General features: G+C 74.0%; 17 protein-coding genes and 2 tRNA genes. 6 read left to right on the plus strand and 13 right to left on the minus strand.

The window, feature by feature from the left end:
• Nucleotides 1–154: 154 nt before the first annotated feature.
• From ACZ7LB_RS06205 to ACZ7LB_RS06220, 4 genes are all read right to left on the minus strand, one after another.
• Nucleotides 155–835 carry an ATP-dependent Clp protease proteolytic subunit gene (locus ACZ7LB_RS06205; protein WP_161225941.1) on the minus strand — a complete coding sequence of 227 codons (681 nt, stop codon included), beginning with the start codon at nt 833–835 and terminating at the stop codon, nt 155–157.
• Between the two features lie 50 nt (nt 836–885).
• Nucleotides 886–1491: an ATP-dependent Clp protease proteolytic subunit gene (locus ACZ7LB_RS06210; protein ID WP_030399935.1), complete on the minus strand. Its 606-nt coding sequence runs from the start codon at nt 1489–1491 to the stop codon at nt 886–888.
• Between the two features lie 341 nt (nt 1492–1832).
• Entirely contained in the window at nt 1833–3221 is a 1389-nt protein-coding gene (gene tig / locus ACZ7LB_RS06215) for a trigger factor (RefSeq protein ID WP_471465638.1), read from the minus strand.
• Between the two features lie 247 nt (nt 3222–3468).
• Nucleotides 3469–3545 (minus strand) — tRNA-Pro (locus ACZ7LB_RS06220).
• Between the two features lie 177 nt (nt 3546–3722).
• On the opposite strand from ACZ7LB_RS06220, the gene ACZ7LB_RS06225 reads away from it, so the two are divergent.
• Nucleotides 3723–3796, plus strand: a tRNA-Gly gene (locus ACZ7LB_RS06225).
• A 279-nt stretch (nt 3797–4075) separates the two neighbouring features.
• On the opposite strand, the gene ACZ7LB_RS06230 is transcribed toward ACZ7LB_RS06225, so the two are convergent.
• Nucleotides 4076–4270, minus strand: a complete 195-nt coding sequence (locus ACZ7LB_RS06230) for a hypothetical protein (RefSeq protein WP_471465639.1) — start codon at nt 4268–4270, stop codon at nt 4076–4078.
• 596 nt (nt 4271–4866) lie between these two features.
• On the opposite strand from ACZ7LB_RS06230, the gene ACZ7LB_RS06235 reads away from it, so the two are divergent.
• Nucleotides 4867–6039, plus strand: a complete 1173-nt coding sequence (locus ACZ7LB_RS06235; protein ID WP_471465640.1) for an acyltransferase family protein — start codon at nt 4867–4869, stop codon at nt 6037–6039.
• 210 nt (nt 6040–6249) lie between these two features.
• On the opposite strand, the gene ACZ7LB_RS06240 is transcribed toward ACZ7LB_RS06235, so the two are convergent.
• The 5 genes from ACZ7LB_RS06240 to ACZ7LB_RS06260 form a co-directional block, all read right to left on the minus strand.
• Nucleotides 6250–6756 (minus strand): HD domain-containing protein, encoded by a 507-nt coding sequence (locus ACZ7LB_RS06240; protein ID WP_471465641.1) that lies wholly within the window; start codon nt 6754–6756, stop codon nt 6250–6252.
• Between the two features lie 31 nt (nt 6757–6787).
• Nucleotides 6788–7978: a SpoIIE family protein phosphatase gene (locus ACZ7LB_RS06245; protein ID WP_471465642.1), complete on the minus strand. Its 1191-nt coding sequence runs from the start codon at nt 7976–7978 to the stop codon at nt 6788–6790.
• Nucleotides 7979–8099: 121 nt separating this feature from the next.
• Nucleotides 8100–9029 carry an Fpg/Nei family DNA glycosylase gene (locus tag ACZ7LB_RS06250; protein ID WP_471465643.1) on the minus strand — a complete coding sequence of 310 codons (930 nt, stop codon included), beginning with the start codon at nt 9027–9029 and terminating at the stop codon, nt 8100–8102.
• Nucleotides 9030–9147: 118 nt separating this feature from the next.
• A complete protein-coding gene (locus ACZ7LB_RS06255) occupies nt 9148–9633 on the minus strand; it encodes a ribose-5-phosphate isomerase (RefSeq protein ID WP_265293756.1) in 486 nt (161 codons plus the stop codon).
• Nucleotides 9634–9775: 142 nt separating this feature from the next.
• On the minus strand, nt 9776–10354 hold the full coding sequence (locus ACZ7LB_RS06260) for a biotin transporter BioY (RefSeq protein WP_471465644.1): 579 nt from the start codon (nt 10352–10354) through the stop codon (nt 9776–9778).
• 369 nt (nt 10355–10723) lie between these two features.
• Here ACZ7LB_RS06260 and ACZ7LB_RS06265 point away from each other — a divergent pair, with 369 nt between their 5' ends.
• On the plus strand, nt 10724–11365 hold the full coding sequence (locus tag ACZ7LB_RS06265) for a superoxide dismutase (protein WP_471465645.1): 642 nt from the start codon (nt 10724–10726) through the stop codon (nt 11363–11365).
• Between the two features lie 188 nt (nt 11366–11553).
• Here the strand turns inward: ACZ7LB_RS06265 and ACZ7LB_RS06270 are convergent, their stop codons facing one another.
• Nucleotides 11554–12192, minus strand: a complete 639-nt coding sequence (locus tag ACZ7LB_RS06270) for a mycothiol-dependent nitroreductase Rv2466c family protein (RefSeq protein ID WP_471465646.1) — start codon at nt 12190–12192, stop codon at nt 11554–11556.
• A 254-nt stretch (nt 12193–12446) separates the two neighbouring features.
• Here ACZ7LB_RS06270 and pepN point away from each other — a divergent pair, with 254 nt between their 5' ends.
• Both pepN and ACZ7LB_RS06280 read left to right on the plus strand, forming a co-directional pair.
• On the plus strand, nt 12447–15029 hold the full coding sequence (gene pepN, locus ACZ7LB_RS06275; RefSeq protein ID WP_471465647.1) for an aminopeptidase N: 2583 nt from the start codon (nt 12447–12449) through the stop codon (nt 15027–15029).
• Nucleotides 15030–15475: 446 nt separating this feature from the next.
• A complete protein-coding gene (locus ACZ7LB_RS06280; protein WP_471465648.1) occupies nt 15476–16519 on the plus strand; it encodes a hypothetical protein in 1044 nt (347 codons plus the stop codon).
• 172 nt (nt 16520–16691) lie between these two features.
• Here ACZ7LB_RS06280 and ACZ7LB_RS06285 read toward each other — a convergent pair whose 3' ends face one another.
• Together ACZ7LB_RS06285 and ACZ7LB_RS06290 are read right to left on the minus strand one after the other, a co-directional pair.
• Entirely contained in the window at nt 16692–17867 is a 1176-nt protein-coding gene (locus ACZ7LB_RS06285) for a serine hydrolase domain-containing protein (protein WP_471465649.1), read from the minus strand.
• Nucleotides 17868–17936: 69 nt separating this feature from the next.
• Nucleotides 17937–18461, minus strand: coding sequence for an NUDIX hydrolase (locus tag ACZ7LB_RS06290; protein WP_471465650.1), 525 nt, complete (start codon nt 18459–18461; stop codon nt 17937–17939).
• A gap of 289 nt (nt 18462–18750) precedes the next feature.
• Between ACZ7LB_RS06290 and ACZ7LB_RS06295 the strand changes: the two genes are divergently transcribed.
• A complete protein-coding gene (locus tag ACZ7LB_RS06295) occupies nt 18751–22062 on the plus strand; it encodes a S8 family serine peptidase (RefSeq protein WP_471465651.1) in 3312 nt (1103 codons plus the stop codon).
• Nucleotides 22063–22229: the final 167 nt, after the last annotated feature.

Below are 22229 nucleotides of genomic sequence, written 5' to 3' on the forward strand. Positions count from 1 at the left end.
CCTGGACGCGTTCGAGTCCAGCGACTCCTGGTGCTGCCTTATGTCGACGGTACCTTGCCGGGCCCCCCGTTCGGGCCCCCCTCGGCACGGTTCGCTCGGGCGCGCAGCGCGTGCGGGCCGTGCCGGGGAGCGGCAGACAATACAGCCTCCCGCCTCAGCGGAGGGAGGAGTTGTCCAACTTCCGGGTGGTGATGATCTGGTCGATCAGGCCGTAGCTGAGCGCGTCCTCGGCCGTGAGGATCTTGTCGCGCTCGATGTCCTCGCGGATCTTCTCGACCGGCGTGGTGGAGTGCTTGGCCAGCATGTCCTCCAGCTGGGCGCGCATCCGCAGGATCTCGTTGGCGGCGATCTCCAGGTCGGAGACCTGGCCGCGGCCGGTCTCGCTGTACGGCTGGTGGATCAGGACGCGGGCGTTGGGCAGCGCCATGCGCTTGCCGGGCGTGCCGGCGGCGAGCAGGACGGCGGCGGCGGAGGCGGCCTGGCCCATGCACACCGTCTGGATGTCCGGCTTCACGTACTGCATCGTGTCGTAGATGGCCGTGAGCGCCGTGAAGGAGCCGCCGGGGCTGTTGATGTAGATGGAGATGTCCCGGTCGGGGTCCATCGACTCCAGGCAGAGCAGCTGGGCCATCACGTCGTTGGCCGAGGCGTCGTCGATCTGCACGCCGAGGAAGATCACGCGCTCCTCGAAGAGCTTCGCGTAGGGGTCGTACTCGCGCACGCCCTGCGAGGTGCGCTCGACGAAGCGCGGGATCACGTACCGGGACTCGGCGGTCGGGCCGGTGTACTGGGCGCGGGGGCGGTCGTACAGGCCGCTGCCGGGGAAGTCGTTCACAGTGTCTCCTGTAAAAGGGCTGAGGCGGTCGGCTCGGGACGCGGGACGGCTCAGGCGCCCGTGCCGCCGCCGCCCGGCATTCCGGCGGCCGTGGCGATGACGTCGTCGATCAGGCCGTACTCCTTGGCCTCGAAGGCGTCGAACCAGCGGTCGCGGTCCGAGTCCCGGGTGATCTGCTCGACCGTCTGGCCGGTGTGCTGGGAGGTCAGCTCCGCCATGCGCTTCTTGGTGTGCAGCAGCCGCTCGGCGTGGATCTTGATGTCCGACGCGGAACCGGCGAGGCCGGCCGAGGGCTGGTGGATCAGGATCTCGGCGTTCGGCAGCGCGAACCGCTTGCCGGGGGTGCCCGCGCTGAGCAGGAACTGGCCCATGGAGGCCGCGAGGCCCATGGCGATGGTCACCACGTCGTTCTTGATGTACTGCATGGTGTCGTAGATCGCCATGCCGGCCGTGATCGAACCGCCGGGGCTGTTGATGTAAAGGAAGATGTCCTTGTCCGGGTCGGAGGCAAGGAGCAGAAGCTGCGCGGTGATCTTGTTGGCGATGTCGTCGTCCACCGGCTGGCCGAGGAAGATGATCCGCTCGCCGAGCAGTCGGTTGTAGACCTGGTCGCCGAGGCCGCCACCGATGGAGGGCTCGCCGGCGGCTGAGGGCATCAGATTCGTCACGTATCCACCTGCTCGTCTTACGACGGCGCCGGGCCGTCTCACGTTTCCCTGCGGGGCTGGAGCCGCTTCGGGGACTCCCCTGCCCTCGTATTCATGGACCCTAACGCGGTGGGCCTGCGCCGCCATCCCGGTTCAGCGGGTGTTCGCCGGGGGCGTAGCGGCCGGTGCCTCCGCGGGGCGCGGTGCGGGCGGTCCCGGGGCCCGGCGGGCGCCGCGGGGCGCCGGGGCCGCGGCACGGCCCGTCCGGGGCCGCGCGGCCGTGATGCGAACGGGCCCCGGCACTGGTCGTCCCGGGGCCCGTCGTACGGCGGTCAGATGCGACGCGGGGGTCAGCCCTCGGTCTTCTCGTCGGCCTTGTCCTCGGCGGCGTCGTCGGCGGACGCGGCGGCGGGCGCCTCCTCGTCCTCCTCGTCGTCCAGGTCGACGACCTCGCCGTTGGTGTCCTTGACCGTGGCCTTCTCGACCACGACGGCCAGGGCCTTGCCGCGGGCGACCTCGCCGACGAGCAGCGGAACCTGGTTCTGCTCGACGACGGCCTGGGCGAACTGGTCGGGGGACATGCCGGAGGAGGCCGCGCGCCGCATGAGGTGCTCGGTGAGCTCCTCCTGGTTGACGTTGAGCTTCTCCCGCTTGACCAGCTCGTCGAGGACGAACTGGGTCTTGATGCCCTTGACCGCGGCCTCGCGGGTCTCGGTCTCGAACTCCTCGGCGGTCTTGCCCTGGATCTCCAGGTACTTGTCGAGGGTCAGGCCCATCTGGGGGAGCTGGTGGTGCTCCAGGTTGTGCTTGCGGGTGTTGATCTCGTCCTCGAGGAGCTTCTCGGGGACGGGGATCTCGACCAGGTCGAGGAACTTCTCCAGCACGCGCTCCTGCGCCTGCGTGGCCTGGTCGTACTGCTTCATGGTGGCCAGGCGCTTGCGGCTGTCGGCGCGCAGCTCCTCGATGGTGTCGAACTCCGAGGCGAGCTGGGCGAACTCGTCGTCCAGACCGGGCAGCTCGCGGTGGGCGACCTGGGTGACCTTGACGGTGACCTCGGCCTCCTTGCCGGCCGCCGAGCCGCCCTTCAGCTCGGAGGTGAAGGTGGCCTCGCCACCGGCCTCCAGACCCTTCACGGCCTCGTCGATGCCGTCGAGCAGCTCGCCGGAGCCGATGGTGTAGGAGACGCCGTCGGCGATCCCGTCCTCCAGGACCTCGCCGTCGACCTTGGCCGCCAGGTCGAGGGTGACGACGTCGCCGTCCTCGGCGGCGCGCTCGACCGGGGAGGTGGCGGCGAAGCGGTCGCGGAGCTGCTCGACCGACTTGTCGACGTCCTCGTCGGTGACCTCGATGGCGTCGACCTCGACCTCGATGCCGGAGTAGTCCGGGATCTCGATGGCCGGGCGGATGTCGACCTCGGCGGTGAAGTTCAGCGTCTCGCCGTCCTTCAGCTCCGTGATGTCGACGTCGGGCTGGCCGAGCGGGTTCAGCTCGGCCTCGTTGACCGCTTCGGTGTAGAACTTGGGGAGGGCGTCGTTGACGGCCTCCTCCAGCACCGCACCGCGGCCGAAACGCTGGTCGATGACCCGGGCCGGGATCTTGCCCTTGCGGAAGCCCTTGACCGTGACCTGCTGGTTGATCTTCTTGTACGCCGCGTCGAGGCTGTCCTTGAGCTCCTCGAAGGGCACCTCGACAGTGAGCCGAACCCGGGTCGGGTTCAGGGTCTCCACGGCGCTCTTCACGGTTCGGTCTCCTTGTGGCTGACTTCTTGGGTTCTGCCGGAACCTGGGAGGCCCGGCGGATTTCGCCGCCCGGAGACTTCAGACGCTGAGACACACGGGCGTGCAGCTTGCATAGTAACGGCAGCGACTACACGGCCCAAAAGGCGACCGCTCGCGATCATCGCCGCCGGAAGGGCGGTCGGACGGCCGCCGGTGGGCCGGGGAAGGGCCCGTCGGACGGTGGGGAAGGGCGCCGGATGGTGCCGGATGGTCGGGGTGGCGGGATTTGAACCCACGGCCTTCCGCTCCCAAAGCGGACGCGCTACCAAGCTGCGCCACACCCCGTCTGGTGCGACACGTAGGGTACATGTCCCCGCGCGGTGGGGCCCCTCCGTTCACCGGACCCCCACAGCGGGCCGCTCCGGACCCCGGGGCGCGCGGGGAACGGGGGTGTGCGACGAGGGTGGACGACCCGCTACGATGCCTTCTGTGCCGCGGTCACGGACCGGCGGCGCGCGTCTTGCGGGCGTAGCTCAATGGTAGAGCCCCAGTCTTCCAAACTGGCTACGCGGGTTCGATTCCCGTCGCCCGCTCCATACGGCCGTGGGCCGGGCCGGAGGTGGATTCCTCCGGCCCGGCCCACGGCCGTTCCCGTCGGGGCCCGCGGGCTCCCGAGCGGGCCGTCCGGGCGGCGGCGACGCCCGCGGCGCCGCCCCTCCCCCGCGGCACGGCGCGGCACCCCTGGCACCACTGAGCGGACGCCGCCGCCGGGCGCCCCGGGGTGATCCATCTCTCAGCGCGGGCGAACGGACCCAGGGCCTCCCGTTCGGATCACGCCGGGCTCGCGGGGTCCGGCCCGATCCGAACGAAAGACCCTAGAAGCGGATGGAGTTGATGGACTGGGCTATGGAGTCCAGGAAGTTCCGGATGTCGTCCGCCATGCCGGTCGAGGCGAGGAAGAAGCCGAAGAGGACGGCGACGACCGCGGGGCCCGGCCGCAGGGACCCCCCTCGGACGAGCACCACCAGGATGATCGCCAACAGCAGTACGACTGACAGCGAAATGGCCACAACTGATCACACCCTCGGTCGGTCCGCACCCGCCGGGGGGTACGGCCCGCACACCCCCGACATCACCATCGTGCCACCAACCCGGCTCCCTTATGCGACAGGTGACCCGCCGTCCGAACCGCCCCGCCGGGGCCGGCCGGCGTTCACCCGGGTGGCGGCCGGACAACCCTCCCGTTCCGCGAGGGAATTCGGAAATGCGCTCCGACCTGGAATGACGCCCGTTTCGTTTCCATGTCCACACACCGCGTTCGCAGACAATTCGAATGGGGCCGGGGACATACCGACGGAGCGATACCGGCCAAGGTCACCCGTCGCGCCCCGACGGGCGCCAACCGTCGGATTCCACCACAAGCAGGGCGTGTTCCGGCCCCGGAAGCACCGTCGGCGTGGCCTCCGTCACCTGGCCGAAAGGGTCAAGTCCCGGGGAATACGGGGTACTCGCGGAGTACTCACGACCCGAATACAGGAATGACATCAGGAGTTTTACGGATTCCCACCGACAACGCTAGGGTGCCTCAAATGTTCTCCGCTGCCTCGTCCCCCACCCCCGCAGCGGGGCCATGGACCCTCTCGCCGTTCACCCGGCGGGGGGTCGCATGACGGCCTCGCTGAACCGACGGAACAGACAACGCGACGCGTTCTTCGACAACGCCAAGTACCTGGCGATCGTCCTGGTCGCCATGGGCCACGCCTGGGGACAGATCCTGGACGGCAACCGGTCCGTGGAGGCCCTGTACCGTTTCGTGTACACCTTCCACATGCCGGCGTTCATCGTCATCTCCGGCTACTTCTCCCGCACCTTCGACCTGAGCCCGAAGCGCGTCAGGCGGCTGGTGACCGGCGTCGTCGTCCCCTACGTCGTCTTCGAGGTGGTGTACTCGCTGCACCGCCGCGTCGTCGACGACGCCCCCGACCACCCCATCAGCCTGCTCGACCCCACGTATCTGCTGTGGTTCCTGTGCGCCCTGTTCATCTGGCGGCTGACCACGCCCATCTGGCAGACGATCCGCTGGCCGCTGCCGGTCTCCCTGGTGATCGCCGCGCTGGCGTCCATGGCCCCGTCGGTCGGCAACGACCTCAACATGCAGCGGGTGCTCCAGTTCCTGCCCTGCTTCGTGCTGGGGCTGCTGCTGCGCCCGGAGCACTTCTCCCTGGTGCGCCGCCGCTCGGCGCGCATCGCGGCGGTGCCGGTGTGCGCGGTGGCGGTGGCCGTCGCCTGGTGGTCGGTGCCCCGCATGGACATCGCGTGGTTCTACCGCAACGCCGCCGCGCAGGCCACGGACGCCCCGTGGTGGAGCGGTCCGGTGGTGACCCTGGCCCTGTTCGGCTGCTCGGTGGTCCTGAGCGCCTGCTTCTTCGCCTGGGTGCCGGGGCGGCGCATGTGGTTCACCGCGCTGGGCGCCGGGACGATCTACGGCTATCTGCTGCACGGCCTGCTGGTGCGGACCGGCACCTACCTGGGCTGGTTCCACGCGCCCGTGCTGGACCGGCCGGAGGGCGCGATCGGACTGACCGTGGCCGGCGTCGCCATCGTCACGCTGCTGTGCACCAAGCCCGTGCGGCGGGTGCTGCGGTGCGTGGTGGAGCCCCGGATGGAGTGGGCGTTCAAGCCCCTCCCGGGCACGGGTGCCGGCGCCCCGGGGCGGCCGGACCGGCGGCCTGCCGAGACCGCCGGGAAGACCGCCGCGGAGGCCGGGGACACCGGTACCGCGGACGCCCCGGCCGGCGCCTCCCAGGGTGCCGCGCGGGAGGAGAGGGCCCCGGTGTAGCCGGGCACGGCGGCCCGGCCCGGGAGCCGCCCGCCGTGCCCGGAACGGCCCGGGTCCGGCCGGTGGGCCGGGGCCGGGCCGTTCCGCGTCCGGGGGCCGGGGCTCACCGGGTGTCTCCGGGCCGCCCCGCCGGGACCGCCCGCCCGAGCCGTACGCCGGGCCCGAGCCGTACGCCGGGCCCGGGTCGGGTCGGCGTCCGCGCCGGGCGCGTCAGGACGGCGGCAGCGGCGCTCCCCCGGTCTCCCCCGGGTCCGGCAGCGCCTCTGCGGCCAGGCCCAGCAGGGCGCGCATGCGGGCGTACTTCGCGGTCAGCCGGAGCCGGGTGGCCGGGTCCAGGGCGGCGAGGCGGGCCGGGTCGGCGTTGTGCGCCAGGTCCGCCTCCTTGACGAGCAGCGCGCCCGGTGTGGCGAGCACCCGGGCCGCGTACGCCTCGGGCGGCTCCCCGGCCCGCTTGGTGACGGCCAGGACGATGTCCTTGGTCCGGCCGCTCAGCGCCGCCCCGCGCAGCCACTCCTCGGACAGGGCGCCGTCCTCCACGGCGTCGTGCAGCCAGGCCGCCGCGATCTGGTCGTCGTCCCCGCCGCGGCGCCGCACGCCGTCCGCGACGGCCGCCAGGTGCTCGGCGTAGGGCCGTCCGGCCTTGTCCGTCTGTTCGGCGTGGGCGGCGCGGGCGGTGGCCGCCACCTCGCGCGGGGTGAGTCGTGGGGTGTCGGGCATGCCCCCAGTGTGCCCGGCGGCCGGGCGGGCGTCAGTCCCCGCGGGCGGCGAGCGCCTGGGCGGTGGCGCCCTCGCGGGAGATCAGCAGCAGCGCCCGGTCGTCGTTGACGTCCTTGGCGACCGCCTCGATCAGGTGCCAGGCGGCGCCGTGGAAGCCGCCGGCGACATAGCGGTCGGCCTCGCCGGTGAGACGGTCGATGCCCTCGGCGATGTCCCGCTCGGAGGTCTCCACCAGGCCGTCGGTGAAGAGCATCAGGACGTCGCCGGGGCGCAGCGAGCCCTTCACCGGGTCGAACTGGGCGCCGTCGTACACCCCGAGCAGCGGGCCCTCCGCGGCCTTCTCCTCCCAGCGGCCGGTGCCGGCGCTGAGCTGGAGGCCCGGCGGGTGGCCCGCGGAGTACAACTCGTAGTCGCCGGAGTCGAGATCGAGGACGAGGTGGATGGAGGTGGCGAAGCCCTCGTCCCAGTCCTGGCGGAGCAGATAGCCGTTGGCGGCGGGCAGGAAGGCGTGCGGGGGCAGGCTGCCGAGCAGTCCGCCGAAGGCGCCGGACAGCAGCAGGGCGCGGGAGCCCGCGTCCATGCCCTTGCCGGACACGTCGGTGAGGACGACCTCCAGGGTGCGGCCCCCGTTGGTGCGGGCCGCGACCACGAAGTCACCGGAGAAGGACTGGCCGCCGGCCGGGCGCAGGGCCATCTCCCGGTGCCAGCCGGTCGGCAGTGGCGGCAACTCGCTCTGGACGCGGATGCGTTCGCGCAGGTCGAAGAGCATGGTGCCGCCGCGCCGCCAGGGCACGCCGACCCGGCTGCGGAACTGGGCGACCAGCAGCCCGAAGAAGCCGCAGGCGGCGACGACCAGCACGACGCCCGGGGTGACCCGGGCGGGGCCCTCGGTGTAGGGGCCGAGGCGGACCGACTCGACGATGAGCGCGGTGGCCGCCGCCGCGTACAGGCCGAGCAGGCTCGCGGGGCGCAGCAGCAGCCCCCCGGCGACGATGGGCAGCACCAGGGCGCTGGGCGAGCACCAGACGGGGTTGGCCATGGTGCTGACCGCGATCACGGGGATCATCAGCAGCAGACCGGTCAGGGCGACCCAGTCGGAGCCGTTGCCGCGGAAGTAGTCCACGGCGGCCCGGCGCACGCCGACGCGGGCCCGGTGCCACTGCTTCTTCCACCGGGCCGGGAACGTGTCGGCCGCCGCGCGCCGTTCTCGTCCTGCTGCCATCAGTTGGGGACCCTATCCATCGGACCGGCCGCACGGTACGGGAGGTGTCACTTGTCCCCCGTCCGGGGCCGGACTGCACGGTCAACTTCACGTTCGGCCGTCGTGCCGCGTTCGCGGTGGTTCACCTCTGCTGGCAGGCGGGACACCAGAAGAGGTTGCGGGCGGCGAGGCCGGCGGTGCGGACGGGGGTGCCGCAGAGCAGGCAGGGGAGCTGGGCCCGGCGGTAGACGTAGACCTCGCCGCCGTGGTCGTCGACGCGGGGCGGGCGGCCCATGGCCTCGGGGGTGTGCTCGGGGCGGACGGTGTCGATGCGGTTGGCGCGGACGCCCTCGCGCATGAGGTCCACGAGGTCGCCCCAGAGGGCGTCCCACTCGGCGGGGGTGATGTCCCGGCCGGGGCGGTACGGGTCGATGCCGTGCCGGAAGAGGACCTCGGCGCGGTAGACGTTGCCGACGCCCGCGATGACCGTCTGGTCCATGAGGAGGGCGGCGACGGGGGTGCGGCTGCGGGAGATCCGGCGGTGGGCGGCGCCGGGGTCGGCGTCGTCGCGCAGCGGGTCGGGGCCGAGGCGGTCGTGGACCGCGCGCTTCTCGGGGGCGGTGATCAGGGCGCAGGTGGTGGGGCCCCGGAGGTCGACGTGGGCGGTGTCGTTCACCAGGCGGAGGCGGACGGTGTCGGTAGGCGGCGGCGCGGGGACCGGGCCGAAGCCGACCTTGCCGAAGAGGCCGAGGTGGATGTGGACCCAGCCCGAGGGGGCGGTGTCGTCGTGGTCCGGGTCGCCGTGGTCCCGGGCGGCGGGCGCCGGGGCCGCCGCAGGGCCGGGGGCGGCGGGGCGCGCCGGTATGGACTCGGCCGGGAGGGGGTGGCCCGCCGGGCCGAAGCCGAGGAAGAGGTGCTTGCCGTGGGCGTCGGTGCGGGTGAGCCGGCCGCCGGTGAGCAGGTCCGCGGCGTCGCTGAACTTGCCCTGGGGGCTGGTGACCCGGACCTCCGTGCCGGCGAACGCCGCGGCGTAGTCCTGGGCCAGGCGGTGGATCGTATGCCCTTCTGGCACGGTCGCTCTCTTCCTTTCCTCGGCCCGCCCCGCCGTCCTGGGCGGACCGTCTTCCTCCCGCCTCCCGCCCGGGGCACCGGCGGCCCGGGGCGGGGGCCCCGGGCCGGGAGCGGTCGGGTCAGGCGTTGGGGTGGTGCGGGGGGATGGCCGGGAGCGTGCCGGACGTCTCGTACTCGGAGAGCATGTCGATGCGCCGGATGTGGCGCTCGTCACCCGAGAACGGGGTGGCGAGGAAGGTCCCGACGAATGCCGTGGCCTCCTCCTCGGTGTGCATGCGGGCGCCGACGGCGACGACGTTGGCGTTGTTGTGCTGGCGGCCGAGGGCCGCGGTCTCCTCGCTCCAGGCGAGGGCCGCCCGGACGCCCTTCACCTTGTTCGCCGCGATCTGCTCGCCGTTGCCGGAGCCGCCGATCACGATGCCGAGGGCGTCGGGGTCCGCGGCCGTCCGCTCGGCGGCACGGAGGCAGAAGGGGGGGTAGTCGTCCTGGGCGTCGTAGATGTGCGGGCCGCAGTCGACGGGCTCGTGGCCCGCCTCCTTCAGCCACTCGACGAGGTGGTTCTTGAGTTCGAAGCCCGCATGGTCGGAGCCGAGATACACGCGCATGCGTCGAGTGTGACATGTGCCCGGCCGGGTGCGGCCGGGTGACCCTCGGCCGGCCGCCCGGGAGCACGGGAAACGCCCCCGGGGAAGGGACCCCGGGGGCGTCGTCCGGCGCGGTGGCCGGGCCGGTGCGGACGGCGGGCGGTCAGCGCCTGCCGACGAGCTTCCAGGCACTCGGCAGCAGGCCCATCGCCAGGGCGGCCTTGACCGCGTCGCCGATCAGGAAGGGGGTGAGCCCGGCCGCGACGGCCGCGGTGAGGGACATCCCGGCGGAGGCGGCCAGGTACGGGACGCCGATGGCGTAGATGACCGCCTCGCCCAGCAGCATCGTGCCGGCCGTGCGCCACATCGAGCGGTCGGCCCCGCGGCGGGCCAGGGCGCCGACGACAGTGGCGGCGAGGAGCATGCCGAGGACGTAGCCGAAGGAGACGGTGAGGCCGGAGGAGCCGTTGGCGAACCACGGGGTCCCGGCGAGACCGGCGAGCGCGTAGACGACGAGGGCGAGCAGGCCGCGCCCGGCGCCGAGGGCCGTGCCGACGAACAGGGCCGCGAAGGTCTGGCCGGTCACCGGCACGGGGGAGCCGGGCACGGGCACCGCGATCTGGGCCGCGACGCCGGTGAGCGCCGCACCGCCGACGACGAGCGCGACGTCCCGCACTCGGGAGGAGGGGATGAGGTCGGCGAGGACCTGCCCGGAACGGACGGGGACGACTGCGCTGCTCATGGGAACTCCGCTGGAAACCGGGGACATGTCGGGACACGGCGACGCTATCCCAGCCCGCCGGGGCCGGACAGGAGCAGCGTTCGACAAAGGCCCGATCGAACCGTTGGTGGGTTCCCGACAAAGGCCGCGCTCCACACCTCCCCGGGCGTGACGCCGGTCACTGAGGTGAGGAGGCATGCACCACGGCGGGAGCGGGACGGAGGGGGCCGCACCGACTTGTGGGAAGTCACCAAAACCCTCCGCCCATCCCGCACATGGCGCCCCGGCGCGGCGCGGACCGTCCGCACGGCTTCCCGCTCCCCGCCGCCGTATTGCTGCTAGCGTGCACTTGCAAGTCTTTTGCAATAAGAGGGTCCGGAGGATTCCGCCATGCCCGTCTACACGCTTCCCGAACTGCCGTACGACTACTCCGCGCTGGCTCCCGTGATCAGTCCCGAGATCATCGAGCTGCACCACGACAAGCACCACGCGGCCTATGTGAAGGGCGCCAACGACACGCTGGAGCAGCTCGCGGAGGCACGGGACAAGGAGTCCTGGGGATCGGTCAACGGCCTGGAGAAGAGCCTGGCCTTCCATCTGTCCGGCCACATCCTGCACTCCATCTACTGGCGGAACATGACAGGCGACGGCGGCGGGGAGCCGCTGGAGAAGGACGGCGTGGGCGAGCTGGCCGACGCGATCACCGAGTACTTCGGCTCCTTCGCGGCGTTCCGGGCCCACCTCTCCAAGGCCGCCGCCACCACACAGGGCTCCGGCTGGGGCGTGCTGGCGTACGAGCCGCTGAGCGGCCGGCTGATCGTCGAGCAGGTCTACGACCACCAGGGCAACGTCGGCCAGGGGGCGGTCCCCCTGCTGGTCTTCGACGCCTGGGAGCACGCCTTCTACCTCCAGTACCGCAACCAGAAGGTGGACTTCGTCGAGGCCATGTGGCGCGTCGTGAACTGGCAGGACGTGGCCCGCCGTTACGCGGCGGCGAAGTCCCGGACCGACGTGCTGCTGCTGGCGCCCTGACGCCTGCCCCGGTCGTCCCGCCTCGTGATCGTCTTCTCACCCTTCACGGCGGCGGGCGGAGGAAAACGGAAGCCCCCGCGAGGACGTGACTCGCGGGGGCTTCCCCGTGCGCGGCGCGGACCCGCGCCCGGAACGGATGCGGGCCGGGACACCGGTCGGTCCGGGCCCGGACACCGATCCGGGCCCGGCTACAGGTTGCTGAAGTCCGGGCCCTTGGTGCGGGTCCGCTTGATCTCGTAGAAGCCGGGGACGGAGGCGACCGCCAGGGTGCCGTCCCACAGGCGGGCCGCGTCCTCGCCCTTCGGCGCGGGGGTGACGACCGGGCCGAAGAAGGCGATCTGGCCGCCGTCGGCGCCGGGGACGGCGATCACCGGGGTGCCGACCTCCTGGCCCACCTTGTCGATGCCCTCCTGGTGGGAGGCGCGCAGCTGCGGCTCGTACGGGGTGCCGTCCCAGTGCTCCATCAGGGACTCGGGCAGGCCGACGTCCTTGAGGGCCGCGGCCACCGTCTCCCGCTCCGGCCCGGCCTCCTGGTTGTGGATGCGGGTGCCGAGCGCGGTGTAGAGGTCCCCGAGCACCTCGGCGCCGTGCTCCTCCTGGGCGGCGATGACGACGCGGACCGGGCCCCACGCCTTGGTCTCCAGGAGTTCGCGGTACTCCTCCGGCAGGTCGTCGAGCTTGTCCTCGTTGAGCACGGCCAGGCTCATCAGGTGCCAGCGGACCTGGATGTCGCGCACCTTCTCCACCTCCAGCACCCAGCGCGAGGTCATCCAGGCCCAGGGGCACAGCGGATCGAACCAGAAGTCGACGGGGGTCTTGGCCGGCATGTCTCTCCTCGGGATGCGCGTGCGAGCGTTCCCTCGCCGCAACGCGACCGTCCGCCGGGGCATTCCCGGTCTGCCGGGGCGCGGGGGGACATGGCAGGATCGGACTCGGCTGTCCGCATACTGAACACCGGCGGTCCGCGCGGAGCGGCCCCGCACCACCGGACCGGCCACGCCCCACCGCTCCGCCCGCCGATCCGCCCCGCGGTCGAACCCGACCGGCCCGAAGAGAGACACGACACGAGGGAGTGCCGCCCGTGCCCGGTGAGAATCTGTCCCGCGACGAGGCCCGCGAGCGGGCCGCACTGCTGTCCGTCGACGGGTACGAGGTGTCCCTCGACGTGCGGTCGGCCCTGGGGGCCCCGGAGGGGGACGGCCCGCGCACCTTCCGGTCCGTCACCACGGTGCGCTTCCGCTGCGCCGAGCCCGGGGCGAGCAGCTTCGCCGACCTGATCGCCCCGTCCGTCACCGCCGTCTCGCTCAACGGCCGCGACCTCGACCCGGGCGAGGTCTTCGACGGCACCCGCGTCCTCCTGGAGGACCTGGCCGCCGACAACGAACTGGTGGTCGACGCCCGGTGCGCGTACTCCCGCACCGGCGAGGGCCTGCACCGGTTCGTGGACCCGGAGGACGGCGAGGTGTACCTGTACACCCAGTACGAGCCGGCCGACGCGCGGCGGGTGTACGCCAACTTCGAGCAGCCGGACCTCAAGGCCCCCTATCGCTTCGAGGTGCGGGCGCCCGAGGAGTGGACGGTGTGGAGCAACGGCGCGGGCGAACGCGCCGACGGCGTCTGGCGGTTCGCCGAGACCGAGCCGATCTCCACGTACATCACCTGCGTGGTGGCCGGGCCGTACCACTACGTGACCGACTCCTACGAGCGGACCCTGCCCGACGGCACGCGCCTGGAGATCCCGCTGGGCGCCATGTGCCGCAAGGGCCTCGCGCCGCACTTCGACGCCGACGACGTCTTCCTCGTCACCAAGCAGGGGCTGGACTTCTTCCACGACCACTTCGACTACCCCTACCCCTTCGGGAAGTACGACCAGGCCTTCGTGCCCGAGTACAACCTCGGGGCGATGGAGAACCCGGGGATGGTGACCTTCCGCGAGGAGTACATCTTCCGCGGCAAGGTGACCCGGGCGTCCTACGAGGCGCGCGCCACCACGATCCTGCACGAGATGGCGCACATGTGGTTCGGCGACCTGGTCACCATGGAGTGGTGGGACGACCTCTGGCTCAAGGAGTCCTTCGCGGACTTCATGGGCACCTTCTCGCTGGTCGGGGCGACCCGCTTCACCGACGGCTGGATCACCTTCGCCAACCGCCGCAAGGCGTGGGCCTACCGGGCGGACCAGCTCCCCTCCACGCACCCGGTCACCGCCGACATCCGCGACCTCCAGGACGCCAAGCTCAACTTCGACGGCATCACCTACGCCAAGGGCGCCTCCGTGCTCAAGCAGCTGGTGGCCTACGTCGGCCAGGACGCGTTCCTGGAGGGGGCCCGGCGCTACTTCAAGCGGCACGCCTACGGCAACACCCGCCTGGGCGACCTGCTGTCGGTCCTGGAGGAGACCAGCGGGCGGGACATGGCCGCCTGGTCGCGCTCCTGGCTCCAGACGGCCGGGGTCGACTCGCTGACGCCGCAGGTGCTGCTGACCGCCGAGGGCACCGTCGACGAGCTGGCCGTGGTGCAGGAGGCCGCCGAGTCCCACCCCGAACTGCGCCCGCACCGGGTGGCGGTGGGCCTGTACCGGCGCACCCCGCGGGGCACGCTGGAGCGGTACGCCCGCGCCGAGGCGGACGTCGACGGGCCGCGCACCGTGGTGTCCGAGCTGGCCGGTGCCGAGGCGCCGGAGCTGGTGCTGGTCAACGACGACGATCTGACGTACTGCAAGATCCGCTTCGACGCCACCTCGCTGGCCACCCTGCGCGAGCACCTGGGCGCCCTGACCGACCCGCTGGCCCGCGCCCTGTGCTGGTCGGCCCTTTGGAACCTGACCCGGGACGCGCTGCTGCCGGCCCGGGAGTTCGTGGCCCTGGTGCTGCGCTTCGCGGGCCGGGAGACGGACATCGGAGTGCTCCAGATGCTGCACTCCTGGGCGGACTCGGCGCTGGTGCAGTACACGGCGCCGGAGCGGCGCGAGGAGTGCGGGCGGCTGCTGTCCGAGGGCGCGCTGCGGGAGCTGCGGAGCGCGGAGCCGGGCAGCGAGCACCAGCTCGCCTGGGCGCGGTTCTTCGCGGCGACGGCCTCCGGCGGCGACGCGCTGCGGCTGCTGCGCGAGCTGCTGGACGGCACCGAGAAGATCGACGGCCTGGAGGTGGACCAGGAGGTCCGCTGGGCGTTCCTGACGCCGCTGGCCGCCCACGGCCGGGCCGACGAGGAGGCGCTCGCCGCCGAACTGGCCCGCGACGACACCGCGTCCGGCAGGCGCCACCAGGTGCGCTGCCTGGCCGCCCGCCCCTCGGCGGAGGTCAAGGCGCGGGCGTGGGAGGCCGTGGTGGAGTCCGACGAGCTGTCGAACGCCCTGGTGGAGGCCACCATCGACGGCTTCGCGCAGCCCTCGCAGCGGGAGCTGCTCGCGCCGTACGCGGAGAGGTACTTCGCGGCCGTCGAGCGGGTCTGGGAGGAGCGGTCCATCCAGATCGGCATGGACGTGGTGCGCGGCCTCTTCCCGGCGCTGCGGGACACGCCGGAGACCCTCGCCGCGACCGACGCGTGGCTGGCGGCGCACGAGGACGCGGCCCCGGCGCTGCGGCGGCTGGTGCTGGAGGCCCGCGACGACCTGGCGCGCGCCCTGCGCGGGCAGGCGTGCGACGCGGCGGCCACCGGGGACTGACCGGCGGACCGGCGGGCGGGGCCCGGCGGACGGTGCCCCCGCCCGCCGGGCGCCGTCCGCGCGCGACGGCGCCCGGCCGCCGGGTGGCCGCGCCGACCGCGCGCCGGACCGCACCGGCGCCGCTCACGGCTCATCGCTCTCGCCTCACGGCTCATGCCTCACCCCTCTCGCCCCCTGGGCTCGCCCCTGTCGCCCCGCGCCCCGCGTCCACGGCCCACGGCCCACGGCCCACGGCCCACGGCAGGAACGTTGCGCCGGGCCGCGGGGCGGGTTCGCGGGTTGTGACAGGACCGGCGCGGCCGAGGCCGTAACCTCCCGTCCGCACCCGCCCGGACCAGGGGCGACGGGCAACCGAACACCCGTCCCCGAAGGGCGTTCCGTCCTGGTTCGGTGCCACTTGTGTAACAGCGGTTCGGCGGCGGGCGGGGTGCGGGAGATTCCGGGTCATGACGTACGACACCCCCCTCTCCCCCCGCCCCCTCCACCACCTCGCCGACGGACGGCGGCTGCTGACGGCCGCCCAGTTGCGGGCGCACGGCGTCCCGGCCGCCGAGACCGCCGAGCGGTGCCGCCCCGGCGGGCCCTGGTCACGGCTCCTGCCCGGCGTGGTGCTGCTCCACCCGGGACCACCGACCGCCGAGGAGCGCCTGCGGGCGGTCCTGATGTACGCGGCGCGCGAGCGGACGGCGGACGGCACCCCGGGGGTTCCCGCGCAGCCCCTCGGCGCGGGGGCGGCACCCGTCTACACGGAGGCGGTCATCACCGGGGCGGCGGCGCTGACGCTGCACGGCTTCGCGGGCACTCCCCCGGCGGCGGCGCTGGAGCGCGTCGACGTCCTGGTCCCGCTGCTGCGGCGGCTGCGGTCGGTGGGGTGGGCGCGGGTCGTGCGCACGGCGGCGCTGCCGACCGCCGAGCGGATCGACGGACTGCCGGTGGCTCCGGTGGCGCGGGCCCTGGCCGACGCGGTGGCGGGCCCCTCCGACGCGGGCACGGTGCGCGGGCTGCTGACCGAGGCGGTGCGGGACGGGCACTGCGAGGCGGCGGCGGTGGTGCGGGAGTTGAGCCGGGCGCGGCTGCTGGACCGGCCGCACGTGGTGGACGCGGTGGAGTCGCTGGTGGCCGAGGGGCGGGCGACGGCGGAGGATCGGCTGTACCGGATGGTGCGCGAGCACCGGCTCCCGGACCCGGTGTGGGACGTCGCCCTGCGGCTGCCGGACGGCCCCCTGGTCGGCGGCGCGGACGCCTTCTGGCCCGAGCAGGGGGTGGCGGTGGTCCTGGACCCCGGCGGCGCCCGCGGCGGTGACGGTGCGACGGGCGGGGGGCGGGCCCGTGAGCGGGAGCGCCTGGAGGGGCTGGGCGTCATCGTGGTGCGGCTCTCCCCGCGCGGGCTGCGGGACTGCGCGGAGCACCAGGCGGCGGTGGTCCGCACGGCGCTGATGGCGGCGGGCGACCGGGAACCGGCCGAGCACCTCGTGGTGCTGCCCCGGTAGCACGGCAGGCACGGCGGGAACGGCAGGCGCGGCGGGCACGGCGGGCACGGCGGGAAGGAGTTCCCGGGGAGGCGCCTCGGGGAGGGGGAGGAAGGCCGCTCCGGATCGGGCCGCCGGGGCGGCGCCGTGGCCCCTCCCCCGGCAGCGCTCCCCCGGCGGCCCTCCCCGGCGGCTACTTGTCGCAGAACTCCGCCTTGATCACGGCGCCTCCGTCGCCCGCCCAGTCGCCGTTGAAGTTGAAGGCCAGGGTGTGGCGCCCGTCCCGGGTGGCGACCGCCTCGGAGGCGGAGCCGTGGATGCCGCCGTTGTGGCCCCAGACGGTGACCCCGCAGCCGAGGTCGCGCCGCATCAGCCCCAGCCCGTAGCCGGTGCCCGGGGCGACCGGCACCGTCGTGGTCATCTCGGCCAGCTGCTCGCGGGGCAGCAGCCGGCCGCGCAGCAGGGCGGTGTAGAAGCGGCCGAGGTCGGCGGAGTCGGAGATCACCTCCCCGGCGGAGAAGGCGATCGCCGGGTTGAGCCGGGTGACGTCGTAGGTAGGGCCGGTCAGCGGCTCGGCGAACCGGGAGTAGGCCCGGCCGCCGGGCGCGGGCACGCCGGTCCGGTCGCCGGGGACGGAGGTGGCGCGGAGCCCGAGCGGCGCGATGATTCTGCGGCGCACCTCCTCGCCGTAGGGGCGGCCGGTGGCCTTCTCCACGACGAGGCCGGCCAGGACGTAGTTGGTGTTGGAGTAGTTCCAGCCGGTGCCGGGCGCGAAGTCCGGCCGGTGGGCCATGGCGATGCGGACGAGGTCCCGGGGCGCCACCGGGTCGAAGCGGTGGGCGAGGAAGCCCTCGGCCAGGAAGTAGTCGCGGACGAAGCCCTCGTCGGAGGTGTAGCTGTAGATGCCGCTGGTGTGGTTGAGGAGCCGGCGCAGGGTGATCCGGCGGCCGTCGTGGCCGTTGCCCCGGACCAGGCCGGGCAGCCAGGAGTCGACGGTGTCGTCCAGGGAGAGGCGGCCCTCGGCCTCCAGCTGGAGCAGGACGGTGGCGACGAAGGTCTTGGTGATGCTGCCGACCCGGTAGCGGTCGTCCGCCGAGCGGGGCGCGCCGGTGCGGAGGTCGCCCACCCCGGCGGTGCCGCTCCAGGTGCCGCGGGCGTCGCGGGCGGTCGCGGTGACACCGGGGACGCCGTCGGCGACGGCGGCCCGCAGGGCGGCGCGGGTGGCGTCGTGGCCGCCGCGGGCCGTGCCGTGACCGGCGGGAGCGGCGGCAGCGCCGGTCCCGGGCGCGGCCGACGCGGGCAGGGCCGCTCCGGCGGACAGGGCCACGACGGTGGCCGTCACCAGGAGGGCGCGTGCGCGTGCTGTCATCTCTTCCCCCAAGCTGTGCGTGGTGGAGTGCGGTCGGGAGGAGGGACCCCGCCGCCGCGGGGAAGGTTGTCACCCTTCGGGGTGGTTGGGCGTGTTCCGGTCGTCGTGCGCCCCGGGGCGTGCGACCCGGCCCGTGGCGGGGCGCTCGCGCCAGAGCCGCAGCCCGGTGTCGACCAGCGGGACGCGGGTCAGCGCGGGGACGGCGGCCAGGTCGTGCCACGCGGCCAGGTCGGTGGAGCCGCCGGTCTCGGGCCGGAGCGCGCCGCCGGTGATCCTCGCCTCGTAGACGATCCGCACGCCGTGGTGGTCCACCCGGCGGCGGCCCCGCAGCCCGAAGGGGCCGGCCGGCCGGAAGCGGGCGGGCCTGGTCAGCCGCAGCGAGTCGACCCCGAGCAGGGCGGTGGGCTCGGCGCGGTAGCCGGTCTCCTCGGCGACCTCGCGCACGACGGTGTCGAGGGGATCCTCACCGTGGTCGGCGCCGCCGCCCGGCAGCACCCATTCGGGCTCCCCGTCCGGGACCGGGGAGCGGGCGAGGAGCACCCTGCCGTCACGGACGCACACGGCGTAGGCCGCCACCCTGAGTCTCCGGCGCACCCGGGGACGGTAACCCGGCGCGCGGCCGGACGGGCAGAGGCCGGCGGAATGTCGCGGCTCGCCCCCTGTGCCCCCGTTGGCGTATGGCGGAAGTGCGCCATGGTCCATCCGGTCCAGGACAACTACCCCCAACCGGTGAACCGTTGGGTAAGGCTGACGGTCGCCCGGAACATCTTCCGGGCGTGCCGGGGCCGGCCGGTCCGGGTACGCCGTGCCGTCCGGTCCCCTCGTCCCGCCCGTTCCCACGCGTTCCCGCCCCTTCCCGTTCCCTCCTCGACAAGGGATGCCGATGACCCACACCCCCCAGCGCGGACCGGTGCCCGGCACCGGGCGCGCCGCCCGGGCCGTCCTGGCCGCGGGGCTCGCCGCCGCGCTCTGCGCGGCCGGACCGATACCCGCGGCCCTGGCCGCCGACGGACCGGCGGCACCACCGGCGCCGCCGCCCGCCGGCGCCGCCGTCAAGCCCGCCCCCGACAAGCTCGGCGCCCACGACGCGGACCTGCTCGCCGAGGCGCGTGCCGAGGGCGCGCGGACGGTGACGATGATGATCGCCACCGAGCCCGGCCGCACCGGTCAGGTCACCGCGCAGCTCGACGCGGTCGAGGGGGCCACCGTGGGCCGCACCCACGACCGGCTCGGCTATGTGCGCGCCACGGTGCCCACCGGCCGGGCGGACGCGGTGATCGCCGCCGCCGCGAAGCTCTCCTCCGTGCAGGGGATCGACCTGCGCGACGAGATCCCGCTGGAGGACGGCCGCCCGGACGGCGCCGCCCGGGGCGGGGGAGCCGGCGCCTCCGCCGCCCGGGGCGCGTATCCCGCGCCCGGCCGCGGCACGCCCGCCGAGAACCCGTACAACCCGTCCTTCGAGACGGGCGCCGTGGACTTCGTCCGCGAGAACCCGGAGGCGGACGGCCGGGGGATCACCGTCGGCATCCTCGACTCGGGTGTGGACCTGGCCCACCCGGCGCTCCAGCGCACCACCACCGGCGAGCGCAAGATCGTCGACTGGGTGACCGCGACCGACCCGGTGGCCGACGGCGACGAGACCTGGCGCCCGATGACCACCCGGGTCTCCGGCCCGGTGTTCACCTACGGCGGGCGGACCTGGACCGCGCCCGCCGGGTCCTACCGGATGAACGTCTTCCGCGAGTCGGCCACCCTCGGCGGCGACGCGGCGGGCGACGTCAACCGGGACGGCGACACCACCGACGTCTGGGGCGTGCTCTACGACCCGCTGTCGGGCACCGTCCGCGTCGACCTCGACAACGACCACGACTTCACCGACGACGTCCCGATGAAGCCCTACAAGGACGGCTTCCAGACCGGGTACTTCGGCACCGACGACCCGGCCACCGAGGTCGCCGAGCGCCAGCCGTTCGTGGTGGAGATCCGCGAGGACGTCGTCGTCGACGCGGCGGGCACCCGGGCCGACTTCGTCAACATCGGCCTCATCGAGTCCGAGCACGGCACCCACGTGGCCGGCATCACCGCCGCCAACGGGCTGTTCGGCGGGCGGATGAACGGCGCGGCCCCGGGCGCGAAGCTGGTCTCCTCGCGCGCCTGCACCTGGTCCGGGAGCTGCACCACCATCGCGCTCACCGAGGGCATGATCGACCTCGTCGCCCACCGCGGCGTCGACATCGTCAACATGTCGATCGGCGGCCTCCCGGCCCTCAACGACGGCAACAACGCGCGGGCCAGGCTCTACACCCGCCTGATCGACACCTACGGCGTCCAGCTCGTGGTCTCCGGGGGCAACTCCGGCCCCGGCACCAACACCATCGGCGACCCGGGCCTGGCCGACAAGGTCGTCTCGGTGGGCGCCGCCGCCTCCCGCGAGACCTGGGCCGCCAACTACGGCTCCGCGGTGCGCGCCGCCTACGCGATGATGCCGTTCTCCTCCCGGGGCCCGCGCGAGGACGGCGGGTTCACACCGACGCTCACGGCTCCCGGCGCGGCGGTCAACACCATCCAGACCTGGATGGCGGGCGGCCCGGTACCGGAGGCCGGCTACGCCCTGCCCGCCGGATACGCCATGCTCCAGGGCACCTCCATGGCCGCCCCGCAGGCCACCGGCGCCTCGGCGCTGCTGCTGTCCGCCGCACGGCGCGCCGGGATCGCGCTGACCCCGGCCGGTCTGCGCACCGCCCTGACCTCCACCGCCGACCGCGTCAGGGGTGCCCAGGCGCACGAGCAGGGCGCGGGCCTGATCAACGTGGTCGACGCCTGGCGGTCGGTCCGGCGCGGCGCCACCGCCCACACGTACCGGGTGGAGGCACCGGTCGACACCGCCCTGGACCGGTTCCTGGAGGTCCCGGGCCGCGGCACCGGCCTCTACGACCGCGAGGGCGGCCTGCGGGCCGGAGAGCGCAGGACGTACGAGATCACGCTGACCCGCACCTCCGGCGCCGACCGTCCGGTCCGGCACGAGCTGCACTTCGAGAACGACCCCGGCGGCACCTTCCGCGTCGTCGGCCCGGACGTGGTGGCGCTGCCGCTGAACCGGCCGGTCACCGTCCGGGTCGAGGCCCGGCCCGGCACGGCGGGCGTGAGCAGCGCGGTGCTGGAGCTGGACGACCCGCGCACCGAGGGCGTCGACCGCCAGATCCTCACCACGGTCGTGGCCGCCGCGCCGCTGCGGCACTCCTTCACCGCGAAGGGCTCGGTGCAGCGCAACGGCACCCGCTCGTACTTCGTGACGGTCCCCGAGGGCGCGCGGACGCTGGAGGTGGCCATCGGCGGACTGGGCGCCGGGAGCCAGACCCGCTTCATCGCCGTCCACCCGCACGGCCTCCCGGTCGACCGGACCTCCACGCCGTACTGCTACAACAACCACCTGGACGGCAACGGCTGCCGCCCCGACGTGCGCTCCTACGCCGATCCGCAGCCCGGCGTCTGGGAGATCGAGGTCGAGTCGCGGCGCACCTCGCCGCTGCTGGACAACCCCTACACGCTGGACGTCGGGGTGTTCGGCGCCGACTTCGCCCCGGAGGTGGTGACCGTCCCCGAGGCCCGGGTGGGCGTCCCGGCCGCGGCCTCCTGGACCGTGACCAACCGGAACGCGGCCCTGGAGGGCAGGCTCGTCGGCGGCCCGCTCGGCTCCTCCGTGTCCTCCCGGCCCCGCATCGCGCAGGGCGCGACGGTGGTCTCCACCGTCGAGGTGCCCGCGGGCGCCACCTCGCTGTCGGTCTCCATCGGGGGCGTCTCCGACGCCGCCGCCGACCTGGACCTCACGGTCCACCGCGACGGCCGGGAGGTCGCCCGGTCCGCGGACGGCGACTCGGAGGAGGCGGTGACCCTGTCCGACCCCGCCCCGGGCACCTACACCGTCGAGGTCGACGCCTACTCGGTGCCGTCGGGCAGCACCGAGTACGACTACCGCGACGTGTACTTCTCGCCCGCCCTCGGCTCGGTCACCGTGGGCGACGCGGCGCCGGTGCGGCTCGCCACCGGTGCCTCCGCCACGTTCACCGGCGGGGTGACGGCGCTGGCCGCCGCTCCGGAGGGCCGCGAGTTCTTCGGCCGGGTCCGGCTCGTCAACGCGCGGGGCACCGTCGCCGGGACGGGCAGCGTCCGGATCGGCAGCGTCGTGCCCCGGTAGTACCCGCGGCGTATCCGTCGTCGCCCCGTCCGCCCGGCGGCACCCCGCGCGTTCCGGTGCCGCCGGGCCCGCCCTCCGGGCGGACGGGGCGGTCCGGCGGCAGGACCCGGGGACACCCCCGAGGGGCCGCTCCCCCGGGGCGCGCCGTGCTCCGGGGGAACCCCTGG

This window comes from Streptomyces sp. NPDC107521 (assembly GCF_055598485.1).